Annotated in this window: 14 protein-coding genes; 9 read left to right on the top strand and 5 right to left on the bottom strand. The window is 64.0% G+C overall.

Annotated elements, in window-relative coordinates; genetic code table 11:
• Positions 1–11: 11 nt before the first annotated feature.
• The 3 genes from ACI2KK_RS02095 to ACI2KK_RS02085 are packed head-to-tail and all read right to left on the bottom strand — an operon-like array spanning position 12 to position 2,312.
• Complete coding sequence (locus ACI2KK_RS02095) at positions 12–569, bottom strand: peptidylprolyl isomerase (protein WP_217839774.1); 558 nt, start codon at positions 567–569, stop codon at positions 12–14.
• Positions 563–1,375, bottom strand: a complete 813-nt coding sequence (locus ACI2KK_RS02090) for an alpha/beta fold hydrolase (protein ID WP_404667684.1) — start codon at positions 1,373–1,375, stop codon at positions 563–565. The genes ACI2KK_RS02095 and ACI2KK_RS02090 overlap by 7 nt, the downstream gene beginning before the upstream one ends.
• Positions 1,376–1,388: 13 nt before the next feature.
• Positions 1,389–2,312 carry a LysR family transcriptional regulator gene (locus ACI2KK_RS02085; RefSeq protein WP_217839772.1) on the bottom strand — a complete coding sequence of 308 codons (924 nt, stop codon included), beginning with the start codon at positions 2,310–2,312 and terminating at the stop codon, positions 1,389–1,391.
• 49 nt (positions 2,313–2,361) lie between these two features.
• On the opposite strand from ACI2KK_RS02085, the gene ACI2KK_RS02080 reads away from it, so the two are divergent.
• From ACI2KK_RS02080 to ACI2KK_RS02070, 3 genes are all read left to right on the top strand, one after another.
• A complete protein-coding gene (locus ACI2KK_RS02080) occupies positions 2,362–2,676 on the top strand; it encodes a 3-phosphoglycerate kinase (RefSeq protein ID WP_217839771.1) in 315 nt (104 codons plus the stop codon).
• A gap of 110 nt (positions 2,677–2,786) precedes the next feature.
• Entirely contained in the window at positions 2,787–3,386 is a 600-nt protein-coding gene (locus tag ACI2KK_RS02075) for an FMN-dependent NADH-azoreductase (protein WP_404667683.1), read from the top strand.
• 261 nt (positions 3,387–3,647) lie between these two features.
• Positions 3,648–4,520: a carboxylate/amino acid/amine transporter gene (locus ACI2KK_RS02070; RefSeq protein WP_404667682.1), complete on the top strand. Its 873-nt coding sequence runs from the start codon at positions 3,648–3,650 to the stop codon at positions 4,518–4,520.
• Between the two features lie 54 nt (positions 4,521–4,574).
• On the opposite strand, the gene ACI2KK_RS02065 is transcribed toward ACI2KK_RS02070, so the two are convergent.
• Positions 4,575–5,849, bottom strand: a complete 1,275-nt coding sequence (locus tag ACI2KK_RS02065; protein WP_404667681.1) for a mechanosensitive ion channel family protein — start codon at positions 5,847–5,849, stop codon at positions 4,575–4,577.
• Positions 5,850–5,954: 105 nt separating this feature from the next.
• Here ACI2KK_RS02065 and ACI2KK_RS02060 point away from each other — a divergent pair, with 105 nt between their 5' ends.
• From ACI2KK_RS02060 to ACI2KK_RS02050, 3 genes are all read left to right on the top strand, one after another.
• Entirely contained in the window at positions 5,955–7,316 is a 1,362-nt protein-coding gene (locus ACI2KK_RS02060; RefSeq protein WP_404667680.1) for a DEAD/DEAH box helicase, read from the top strand.
• A gap of 197 nt (positions 7,317–7,513) precedes the next feature.
• Positions 7,514–7,795, top strand: coding sequence for a BrnT family toxin (locus ACI2KK_RS02055; RefSeq protein WP_404667679.1), 282 nt, complete (start codon positions 7,514–7,516; stop codon positions 7,793–7,795).
• The gene (locus tag ACI2KK_RS02050) at positions 7,770–8,015 is read left to right on the top strand and encodes a BrnA antitoxin family protein (RefSeq protein ID WP_217886016.1); all 246 of its coding nucleotides are present in this window, start codon (positions 7,770–7,772) and stop codon (positions 8,013–8,015) included. The genes ACI2KK_RS02055 and ACI2KK_RS02050 overlap by 26 nt, the downstream gene beginning before the upstream one ends.
• Before the next feature lie 6 nt (positions 8,016–8,021).
• On the opposite strand, the gene ACI2KK_RS02045 is transcribed toward ACI2KK_RS02050, so the two are convergent.
• Positions 8,022–8,291 carry a hypothetical protein gene (locus ACI2KK_RS02045; protein WP_404667678.1) on the bottom strand — a complete coding sequence of 90 codons (270 nt, stop codon included), beginning with the start codon at positions 8,289–8,291 and terminating at the stop codon, positions 8,022–8,024.
• A gap of 186 nt (positions 8,292–8,477) precedes the next feature.
• Here ACI2KK_RS02045 and ACI2KK_RS02040 point away from each other — a divergent pair, with 186 nt between their 5' ends.
• The 3 genes from ACI2KK_RS02040 (at position 8,478) to ACI2KK_RS02030 (ending at position 11,460) form a co-directional block, all read left to right on the top strand.
• Positions 8,478–9,242, top strand: coding sequence for an SDR family NAD(P)-dependent oxidoreductase (locus ACI2KK_RS02040; RefSeq protein WP_404667677.1), 765 nt, complete (start codon positions 8,478–8,480; stop codon positions 9,240–9,242).
• Positions 9,243–9,347: 105 nt separating this feature from the next.
• On the top strand, positions 9,348–10,580 hold the full coding sequence (eutH, locus tag ACI2KK_RS02035; RefSeq protein ID WP_404667676.1) for an ethanolamine utilization protein EutH: 1,233 nt from the start codon (positions 9,348–9,350) through the stop codon (positions 10,578–10,580).
• 76 nt (positions 10,581–10,656) lie between these two features.
• The gene (locus ACI2KK_RS02030) at positions 10,657–11,460 is read left to right on the top strand and encodes a LuxR C-terminal-related transcriptional regulator (RefSeq protein WP_404667675.1); all 804 of its coding nucleotides are present in this window, start codon (positions 10,657–10,659) and stop codon (positions 11,458–11,460) included.
• Positions 11,461–11,493: the final 33 nt, after the last annotated feature.

The following is an 11,493-nucleotide window of genomic DNA, read 5'->3' as shown; positions in this document are numbered from 1 at the left end:
AAGCCTTGCGGTCAGTCGATGCGTTTGGCTGACTTGATGAACACCGGGTCGGCCGGTACGTCACGCATGCCCTTTTTCACGGTAGTGGGCGAGTTGACGATCTGGTCGACCACTTCCATGCCCTTGGTAACCTTGCCGAACACCGCATAGCCACGGTCGCGGCCCGGGTTGAGGAAGTCGTTGTCGGCCACGTTGATGAAGAACTGGCTGGTGGCCGAGTTCGGGTCGGAGGTACGGGCCATGGACAACGTGCCGCGGGTGTTCTGCAGGCCATTGCTGGCCTCGTTGCGGATCGGGTCCTGGGTAGGCTTTTGCACCATCTGCTCGGTGAAGCCGCCGCCCTGGACCATGAAGCCCGGGATCACCCGGTGGAAGATCGTATTGTTGTAGAAACCGCTGTCGACGTATGCCAGGAAATTCTTCGTACTGATCGGCGCCTTTTCCGCGTTCAGTTCGATCTCGACCTGGCCGAAGCTGGTATCGAGCAGCACGTGCGGGGTCTTGTCGGAGGCCATGACGCTGGTGGCGAAGGCGACCGAGCAGGCGGTGAGCAGGAGTTTTTTCAGCATGGGCTCAAAGATCCTTGAGGGGTGGAAGCGGCTGCGAGGAACTGCAGCACGGTGAGGTTGAAGACCTCGGGTTGGTCCAGGGGCGTAGCGTGCCGCGAATCGTCGATCACCGCCAGCCTGGCGTTGGGCATCAGCGCCACGTAGCGCTCTTTCAGTTGTATCGGTGTGTAATCATGGTCGGCCGCCACCACCAGCGTGGGACAGCGGATCTGCCCGATGCGTTCCTGCACGCCCCAGTCGACGATGGCGTCGAAGCTTTTCAAATACGCACGCTTGTCGTTGCGCGCCCAGCGCTCGGCCATCTTGCGCCGCAGTTCGGCCTGTTCAGGCTTGGGGAACAGCCTTGCAGCCAGGCCCTTGCCCACGGTCTCGACGCTGAGCAGGCGCGCCAGGCCCCAGCGCTTGAGCCACCACAGCCAGTCGCTGCGCGTGCGGCGCTTGACTTCGGGGGCGCTGTTGACGATGCACAGGCTGCGCAGCCAGGTGGGGTGGTCGACGGCGAACTGAAAGCCGACCATGCCGCCCATGGACAGGCCGACGAAGTGCACGGGGCCGGTGCCCAGGTGGTAGAGCAGGGCCAGCAGGTCCTGGCTGAAGGTCTTGATGCGGTAGCCCTTGCGCGGCTTGGAGGACTGGCCGTGGCCGCGGATGTCCATGAGGATCACCCGGTAGTGGCGGGCGAATTCATTGATCTGCAGTTCCCAGTCCTGGCTGCTCGAGCCCAGCCCGTGCAGCAGCACCAGGGGTTCGCCCTGGCCGTGCACCTCGTAATGCAACTGGCATCCGTCGTGTTCGAAACAGGCCATGGGCGCGGTCCTCTCAGGCTTGCGGGGGGGCTGCGAAGGGCACGTCCAGCGGTGCGGTGTCGAAGTTGCGCAGCAGGTCGATGAGGATCTGCGTGGCCGGGCCCAGGGTCTTTTCCTTGCTCGAATAAAGGTAGAACAGCGGGTGGCGGCTGCCACCCTGATCCAGCGGCAGGGGCTTTAGCACGCCATCGCTCAGCTCACGCTCGATCATGTGCCGGGGCAGCCAGGCAAAGCCCAGGCCGCTGCTGACGAAGGTCGCAGCGGTGCCCAGGCTGCCGACGGTCCAGCGCTGTTCGGCGCCCAGCCAGCCGACGTCGCGTGGCTGCGCGCGGCCAGAGTCGCGGATCACCACCTGCAGCTGGCTTTCCAGGTCCTGGAAGGTCAGCTCGCGGCCCAGGCGGTGCAGGCTGTGTTCGGGGTGGGCGACGGCGACGAACTCCACGGCACTGAGCTCGGCCCCCAGGTAGCCACCGATGCTGTAGCTGCTGATGGCAAGGTCAGCGATACCTTCGTGCATCACTTCTTCCACGCCAGAGAGCACTTCTTCACGCAGGCGCACCCGGCAGCCGCGGCTTTGCGGCATGAACGCGGCCAGCGCACGCACCAGGCGGGCGCTGGGGTAGGCGGCGTCGACCACCAGGCGCACCTCGGCCTCCCAGCCCTGCTCCATGTGGTGGGCCAGGTCTTCGAGCTGGCTGGCCTGCTTGACCAGGTGCCGCGAGCGGCGCAGCAGCACATTACCCGCTTCGGTTAGCACCGCCTTGCGCCCGTCGATGCGCAGCAGCGGCACCCCCAGCTGCTCCTGCATGCGTGCCACGGTGTAGCTCACCGACGACTGCGAGCGGTGCAGCGCCTCGGCGGCCTGGGCGAACCCGCCATGGTCGACCACTGCCTGCAGGGTTCGCCACTGATCCAGGGTTACGCGCGGCGCTTTCATCTATGGCTCCTGTTGTCCTAAGCTGCGCTCTTCTCAAGGAGAGCGCGCTATGAAGAAATGTTGTGTGGCCTTGCTGCTGTGCCTGCCCTTCACGGCCATGGCCTACCCCATCGATGTGCAAAAGCAGGTGGACGGTGTAAAGCTGGACTACACCGCCTACGACACGGCCTATGACATTGGTGCGATCACCCTGAACAACTACGGCCAGGTGCCGGCGGCGTGCCGGGTGAGCTTTCGCAACGGCCCCGAGGCCCCGCGGGTGCGCCGGGTCAACGTGCCGGCCGGCAAAAGCGTGGATGTGACCGCCAAGTTCAACCGGCAGATCATCAAGCTGCGCATCGACCTGGACTGCAAAGCGGAATAAACGGATAAATCGATAGATTGATCCCACTTTTTACGCTTTTTTATCGATAGGTCAACATTTAATCTCACCTCCATCGAATCGCAACCCTTTACCGCCGATGGAGGCACCCCATGTCCCGCGTACTGATCATCGAAAGCAGCGCCCGCCAGCAGGATTCCGTTTCCCGTCAACTGACCCGCGACTTCATCGAGCAGTGGCAGGCCGCTCACCCGGCTGATCAGATCACCGTCCGCGACCTGGCCGTCAACCCGGTGCCGCACCTGGACGCCAACCTGCTCGGTGGCTGGATGAAGCCTGAAGAACAGCGTAGCGCCGCAGAGCTCGAAGCCCTGGCCCGTTCCAACGAACTCACCGATGAACTGCTGGCCGCCGACGTGCTGGTGATGGCCGCACCGATGTACAACTTCACCATCCCCAGCACCCTCAAGGCCTGGCTGGACCACGTGCTGCGCGCCGGCATCACCTTCAAGTACACCCCCACCGGGCCGCAGGGCCTGCTGGCCGGCAAGCGCGCCATCGTGCTGACCGCCCGTGGCGGCATCCACGCCGGTGCCACCAGCGACCACCAGGAACCCTACCTGCGCCAGGTGATGGCCTTCATCGGTATTCATGACGTGGACTTCATCCACGCCGAAGGCCTGAACATGAGCGGCGACTTCCACGAGAAGGGCCTGAACCAGGCCAAGGCCAAGCTGGCCGCGGTGGCCTGAGGCTCCCCGAATTCCCAACCCTGACACCTCTTTGCTCCTTGGGTGTACCTGCCCGGCCTTCATGGCCGGGCTTTTTTATGGCTGTACCGGCCCCATCGCCGGCAAGCCGGCTCCTACAGGAACAGCGCGAGCTCGAAGCAAGCGCTTTACCTGTAGGAGCCGGCTTGCCGGCGATGAGGCCAGCACAGCCTTACATTCCTCATGGTTGAACTGCCCGAACCCACCCGCTAAGGTCGCCGCCTTGATTCACGAGAGGCAACCATGGGCTACCTGATAATCGTCGCGCTGATCCAGGCGTTTTCCTTCAACCTGATCGGTGAGTACCTGGCCGGCCAGGTCGACAGCTACTTCGCCGTGCTGGCCCGGGTGGTGCTGGCGCTGCTGGTGTTCCTGCCGCTGACCCGCTGGCGCCAGGTCGAGCCGCGCTTCATGCGCTCGATGCTGCTGATCGGCGCGCTGCAATACGGCATCACCTACGTGTGCCTGTACCTGAGCTTCCGCGTGCTGACCGTGCCGGAGGTGTTGCTGTTCACCATCCTCACGCCGCTGCACGTGACCCTGATCGAAGACGCGCTGAACCGCCGCTTCAACCCCTGGGCGCTGCTGGCTGCGCTGGTGGCGGTGGCCGGGGCTGCGGTAATCCGCTTCGACAGCGTCACCGGCGAGTTCTTCATCGGCTTTTTGCTGCTGCAACTGGCCAACTTCACCTATGCCGCCGGGCAGGTGCTGTACCGCCACCTGGTGGCCCGCTACCCCAGCGACCTGCCGCACTACAAGCGCTTTGGCTACTTCTACCTGGGCGCGTTGCTGGTGGTACTGCCGGCGTTCCTGCTGTTCGGCAACGCCCAGCACCTGCCGAGCACCGACACCCAGTGGCTGGTGCTGCTGTTCCTCGGGCTGGTGCCGACGGCGCTGGGGCTGTACTGGTGGAACAAGGGCGCGTGCCTGGTTTCCGGCGGCACCCTAGCGGTGATGAACAACCTGCATGTGCCGGTGGGGTTGCTGCTGAACCTGCTGATCTGGAACCAGGACGAGCCGCTGGGGCGGCTGGCCATTGGCGGCGGGATCATCTTGGCGTCGGTGTGGATGAGCCGGTTGGGCGGGCAGGGCAGGGTGTTGCCCGCCTCGCGTTGACCTGAAGGCCCTTTCGCCTGTAGGAGCCGGCTTGCCGGCGATAGGGCCCTCGAGTCAGGCCGTCTCTGAATGTGAAACCCGAGCCGCCAACCCCGCCCGCATGTCATTGCCACTGGGCTGCTGATAAAGGCTCAGCCCAAACTCCGGCAACACCGCCAGCAGGTAATCGAAGATATCCCCCTGAATGCGCTCGTACTCCGCCCACACCGTGGTGGTGGTGAAGCAGTAGATCTCCAGCGGCACGCCTTCGGCGGTGGTTTGCAGCTGGCGGACCATGCAGGTCATGTTGGCGTGCACGTTGGGGTGGTTTTTCAGGTACGCCAGGGCGAAGGCGCGGAAGGTGCCGATGTTGGTCAGTTGCCGGCGGTTGGCCGACAGCCCGGCGTTGTGGCCCTGGGCCTGGTTCCATTCGTGCAGCTCCTGGCGCTTGCCGGCCAGGTAGTCGCCGAGCAGGCGAACCTGGCCCAGGCGTTGTTCTTCCTCAGTGGTGAGAAAGCGCACACCGGCGGCGTCGATGAACAGGCTGCGCTTGATGCGCCGCCCGCCGGACTGCTGCATGCCGCGGTAGTTGCGGAATGACTCGCTCATCAGGCGCCAGGTGGGGATGGAGACGATGGTCTTGTCGAAGTTCTGCACCTTCACCGTATGCAGGGTGATGTCCACCACATCGCCGTCGGCGCCGGCCTGGGGCATCTCGATCCAGTCGCCGACATGCAGCATGTCGTTGCTGGTCAACTGCACGCTGGCAACGAACGACAGCAGGGTGTCCTTGTACACCAACAACAGCACCGCCGACATGGCGCCCAGGCCCGACAGCAACAGCAGCGGCGAGCGGTCGATCAGGGTGGCGACGATGACGATGGCGGCGAAGATCCACAGCATCATCTTGGCCAGCTGCATGTAGCCCTTGATCGAGCGGGTGCGGGCGTGCTCGGTGCGCGCGTAGATGTCCAGCAGCGCGTCCAGCAGGCAGGACAGCGCGCGGGTCATGAACAGCAGGGTCACCGCCAGGGCGACGTTGCCGAGAAAATGCTGGGCGGTGCTGGACAGCTCCGGCACCAGTTTCAGGCCCGACTGTACCGCCAGCGACGGGGTGGTCTGTGCCAGGCGGTGGAACACCTTGTTGTGGCGCAGGTCGTCCAGCCACCTGAGCGCCGGCTGGCGGCCCAGCAGGCGGCTGGCGTGCAGCACCAGAAAACGGGTCACCCGGCCGATCAGCAGCGAGACCAACAGCAATACCACCAGGCCGATGGTGGCATGCAGCAGCGGGTGTTGGTCCAGGGTACCCCAGAGGTCGAAGGCGTCACGCCAGAATCGTTGCAGGTCCATAAATGTTCAAAGCGGTCTGTATTGCGGTACGAAGCGGCATTAGAGCGCGGATCGGCGCAAAGTTGCCAAAAGAAATTCGGCTCCGGCCACGGAAAACGTTACCCTATGCAACTTGAATTTTTGCACTTGCCCGAGGTTACCCCCGTGTTTTCCCAATTCGCCCTGCACGAACGCCTGCTCAAAGCCGTGGCCGAGCTGAAATTTGTCGAGCCGACCCCGGTGCAGGCAGCGGCCATTCCCCTGGCCCTGCAAGGGCGTGACCTGCGGGTGACGGCACAGACCGGCAGCGGCAAGACCGCGGCCTTCGTGCTGCCGATGCTCAACCGCCTGGTCGACCGCAGTGGCCCGAGCGTGGAAATCCGTGCGCTGATCCTGCTGCCGACCCGCGAGCTGGCCCAGCAGACCCTCAAGCAGGTGAAGCTGTTCTCGCAGTTCACCTACATCAAGTCGGGCCTGGTTACCGGCGGTGAGGACTTCAAGGAACAAGCAGCAATGCTGCGCAAGGTGCCAGACGTGCTGATCGGCACCCCGGGCCGCCTGCTCGAGCAGCTCAACGCCGGCAACCTCGACCTGTCCCACGTGCAGGTGCTGGTGCTCGACGAAGCCGACCGCATGCTCGACATGGGCTTTGCCGAAGACATGGAGCGCCTGTGCAAGGAGTGCGAGAACCGCGAGCAGACCCTGCTGTTCTCGGCCACCACCGGTGGCGCGGCGCTGCGCGACATCATCGGCAAGGTACTCAAAGACCCTGAGCACCTGATGCTCAACAGCGTCTCGCAACTGGCCGAGGGCACTCGCCAGCAGGTCATCACCGCCGACCACGACCAGCACAAAGAGCAGATCGTCCAGTGGCTGCTGGCCAACGAGACCTACCAGAAGGCGATCATCTTCACCAACTACCGCGCCATGGCCGACCGTATCTACGGTCACCTGGTGGCCAAGGAAGTGAAGGCCTTCGTGCTGCACGGCGACAAGGACCAGAAAGACCGCAAGCTAGCCATCGACCGCTTCAAGGAAGGCGGCTCGAAGGTGCTGGTGGCCACCGACGTCGCCGCCCGCGGCCTGGACATCGACGGCCTGGACCTGGTGATCAACTTCGACATGCCGCGCAGCGGTGACGAGTACGTGCACCGTATCGGCCGCACCGGCCGTGCCGGTGGCGAGGGCCTGGCCATCTCGCTGATCACCCACAACGACTGGAACCTGATGTCCAGCGTCGAGCGCTACCTCAAGCAGCAGTTCGAGCGCCGTGTCATCAAGGAAGTCAAAGGCACCTACAGCGGGCCGAAAAAGGTCAAGGCCTCGGGCAAGGCTGTTGGTAGCAAGAAGAAAAAGGGCGACAAGAAGACCGGCGACAAGAAAACCGCAGCCAAGCGCAAGCCAACGGCCAAGCCGCGGCCTAACGCCCCGCTGGCCAGCGCCGATGGTTTGGCACCGCTGAAAAAGCGCAAGCCAGCGGCTGAGTAAGCCTCTTCCTGCAGTACCCCGCCACCGCAACGGTGGCGGGGGTCATCACGTTGTTCCCCGCCTGTTGTAGCTCTTTTCTGAAAGCGCATTTTCGCCGGGCAAATCGTCCGAAACCTTCCAGACTGCTCTGGCATGTCGCAGTCAGGAGGAGTAGCGTATGTACATCTGTAAATACATGAGGCCCGGCCGAGAACCCCATGCGGTTTGAGTGGGACGAGGACAAGAACCGTCTCAACATTCGCAAGCACGGCCTGGATTTCAATGATGTACCCAGAATGTTCCAGCGCCCGATGCTGGTACTGGAAGATGACCGGTTCATTTACGACGAAACCCGCTGGATCGCCATGGGCTGGCTCGATGCCCTGGTCGGCGTGGTCGTCTATACCGAGCGGCAGGGCGATGTGATTCGCATCATCTCTGCCCGCAGGGCCACCGAACGTGAGGTAATGCGCTATGCCCAAACCATCAGCCGACGATGACCGCAACCTGCCCGTCAACGACCAGGTCGACACTTCTGACATCCCCGAACTCGACGACGACTTCTTCGAACGCGCCGAACTGCGCCTGCCCGCCAAGCAGACCGTGACCATTCGCCTGGACAGCGACGTGCTGGCCTGGTTCAAGGCCCAGGGCGCCGGCTATCAGACCCGCATCAACCAGCTGCTGCGCCAGTACATGGAAGCCCGGCAGCGGCGCTGAAGGGCATCAGGTCTTTTTCTCGGCTGCTTTCAGCTCTTTGATCCGCTTGTCGATGAGCTGGCATTTGTCGGGCAGGTCCTTGCTCGCCGTGCCCAGGTCCATGCCCTGCAGCTCGTCGTTGATCTCCTTGGCTTTTTGCGGGTTCTGTTCGGTCAGCTGGCTGACCAGCCCGGCCAGTTCCTCGCGTTTCTGGGTGGCTTCTTCCGGCGTACAGGCCCAGGCGGGCAAGGCGCTGCACAGGGCGGCGGCGCAGGCGATACGCAGCAGGGTTTTCATCCGTTGAACCTCCGGCGGTGGGTATGCGCGGTGGAGCAGTGCATCAAGCGATAAGTTCAGCGTCGGCGACGGGCTGCCCATCACCGTTTGCGACACCTATACCCGGGGGTATATGGACCCTCCCGCTGCCTGGCTCCAGCATGTGGCCACAACCACAACAGCTGATGACAGCCAGGAGCACAGGGTATGGACCGATTGAAAGGCAAGGTGGCACTGATTACCGGCGGCGCCGGTGGCTGCGGCCTGGCGGCCTCGGAACTGTTCGCCGCCGAAGGCGCCAAGGTGGTCATTCTCGACCTGCCGAGCAGCCAGGGCGAAGCGGTGGCCGCGCGTATCAATGCCGCTGGTGGCCAGGCGCTGTTCGTTGCCGCTGACGTTTCCGTAGCCGACCAGGTGCACCGCGCTGTCACCCAGGCCCAGGCGCACTTTGGCCCGATCACCGTGCTGATGAACCACGCCGGCATCATTGCCGCCGGCCCCTTCCTCGAAACCAGCGAGGCCGAGTGGGACCGCCTGATGAGCGTCAACGTCAAGAGCATGTTCCTGGTGACCAAGGCCGTGCTGCCGGGCATGCTCGCCGCCGGTGGCGGCAGCGTGATCTGCACCTCGTCGATTTCTGCCGTGGTGGGTACGCCGATGGAGGTGCTGTATTGCACCACCAAGGGCGCCTGCCACATGTTCGCCCGCGCGCTGGCGGTGGAGTACCGCGACCAGCACATCCGCAGCAATGCCATCTGCCCGGGCTTTATCGGCACCGCCCATGGCCGGCGCGAGCTCGACCTGCTGCGCGGCTACGGGGTCGATGCCTCTGACGAGGCCATCAAGACCATGCAGGGGCGCCTGTGCGACCCGGGCGAAGTGGCCAGTGCCGCGCTGTTTCTGGCCAGCGACGAGTCGAGCTTCGTCAGTGGCTCGCACCTGTTCGTCGATAACGCCTACACCGCCATGTGACACCCGGCCGGCAGCCAGCTGCCGGCCCCTCTACCAGAACACCACAAGAACAATCAGCGATACCTTTCGATTCTGCCCACCAACTCAAACAACACGAGGCAGCAGATGGAAAACATAGGCACTTACGTCATTTACGTGATCATGGCCTGCGCCGTGGTCGGGGCCATTGCCTCGATCATCGACGCCGAGTCCGAGCTGGGCAAGGAGTTCACCGCCGGCCTGCACAGCATTGGCCCGATCTTCATCCCGGTGGCTGGCATCATGGCCGCCATTCCGTTCATTTCCAGCTTCATCAGCCACTTCATCGGCCCGTTGTTCAACGCCATGGGCGCCGATGCCGGTATCGCCGGGCCGATCTTCATCGCCTCCGACCTTGGCGGTTACCAGCTGGCCCAGGCCCTGTCGAGCAGCCCTGAAGGGTGGATTCTCGGGCTGATCACCGGTTTTCAGTGCGGTTCGACGGTGATCTTCGTCATTCCGGTGGGGCTGGCCATGCTCAACAAGGCCGACCACAAGTACATGGCCCTGGGGATCATGGCCGGGCTGCTGAGCATCCCGATCAGTATCGTTGCCATTGCCATGGGCATGCAGCTGATGGGCCTGGGCGTGCGCCCGGACATCGCCACCAGCGGCGCCGCCACCCAGGCCCTGCATTTCACCTTGCCGACCCTGCTGCGCAACCTGTCGCCGCTGATCCTGTTCTGCATTGCCCTGGCCGCGGCGCTGCGCTACTTCCCCAACCTGATGGTGCGCCTGTTCCTCAAGCTCGGGCAGTTGATGTACATGGCGGTGACCCTGGTGCTGGTGGCTTCTATCGTCGAGTACTTCACCGGGGCGTTCACCGCCGTGTTCGGCAGTTGGGGCTTCGCGCCGATCATCGCCGACAAGGCCGACCAGTTCCGCGCCCTGGAAATCGCAGGTTACGTGGGCATCATGCTGTGCGGTGCGTTCCCGATGGTCTACCTGATCAAGCGCTTCCTGTCGCGGCCGATCGAGTCGGTGGCGGCCAAGGTCGGCCTGTCGCCTGTGGGCGCGGCCGGGGTGCTGGCGGCCTCGGCGAACATCCTCGCAATGTTCCGCCTGGTGACCGACATGCCGCCCAAGGACAAGGTGCTGGTGATCGCCTTCGCCGTGTGCGCGGCGTTCACTTTCGGTGACCACCTGGCCTATTCGGCCAACTTCCAGCCCACCCTGATCGGCCCGCTGATCCTCGGCAAGCTCAGTGGCGGCTTGCTGGGCATGCTGTTGGCCTACTGGCTGGCGGTACCCAAAGCCGTCGAACTGGGGCGTCAGGACCAAGACGCAGGCCTGCTGCCGGCTGCGGCACCGTTGCACTGACCGGGCCCGGCGTCGTTCAATGCCGTTGGCGGGCAGCCTGCCCGCCAACGGCTTTCTCCTGCGCAGGCACGCACCTATGAACAACGACAACGCCAGCCGCCTGGGCGCGGTCATCGCCAGTATCGGCAGCGACACACTGGGCCCGGCGGTGGACGCAGCGCTCAAGGCCGTGGTCGACTTCGACATGAGCTGCGCCTACCTGTTTCGTTTCAACCAGCCGGCGCTGCTGGTGCACGACGGCTACCAGCAACGGGTGACCGAGCGCACGCTCAAGGCCTATTTGCGTGGCGGCTATTTGCTCGACCCGTTCTACGTGGCCTGCACCAATCACCACCCCGCCGGCCTGTGGCGCATGAGCGAGCTGGCGCCGGACAGCTTCTTTGCTTCGGGCTTTTCCATCTCCCACGACATTCACCCCTGCGTGTCGTCGCACCACGGCAGCCTGATCGAGGAAATCGGTTTCATCGTGCCGGTGCGGCCACGCACGGCGCTGGTGTTTTCGCTGATGCGCGGCCTGGACAAGGGCGCGTTCACGGCCGCAGAGGCGCAGCGCCTGGCTGCGCTGACGCCGGTGGTCGAGGCCGTGTTCAGCCAGCACCTGCGCCTGGCCCATGGCGACGACCTGGCCGACCCGCAGGACTCGGACAGCCAGCTGGAAGACGCCTTCGTCGACATTCTTCAGGGCCAGTTGACCGAAACCCAGCGGCATGTGGCCAAGCTCATCTTGCAGGGCCACAGCAGCCAGTCGATCTCCCGCGAGCTGGGTATCTCCGAGGGTACGGTCAAGGTGCACCGGCACAACATCTGGCAGCGCCTGGGCATCGCCGGCAATGCCGAGTTGTTTCGCTTGTTCATCAACTACCTGGTGAAGAACAGCTGAGGCCATAGCGGGTATGGGGGGCAATCCACGCCG

The sequence above is a fragment of the Pseudomonas sp. NPDC089406 genome, from assembly GCF_044900265.1.
Taxonomy (GTDB): Bacteria; Pseudomonadota; Gammaproteobacteria; order Pseudomonadales; family Pseudomonadaceae; genus Aquipseudomonas; species Aquipseudomonas fakonensis.
Note: the sequence above shows the minus strand (reverse complement) of the source record. Positions and strands in the feature narration are given on the sequence as shown.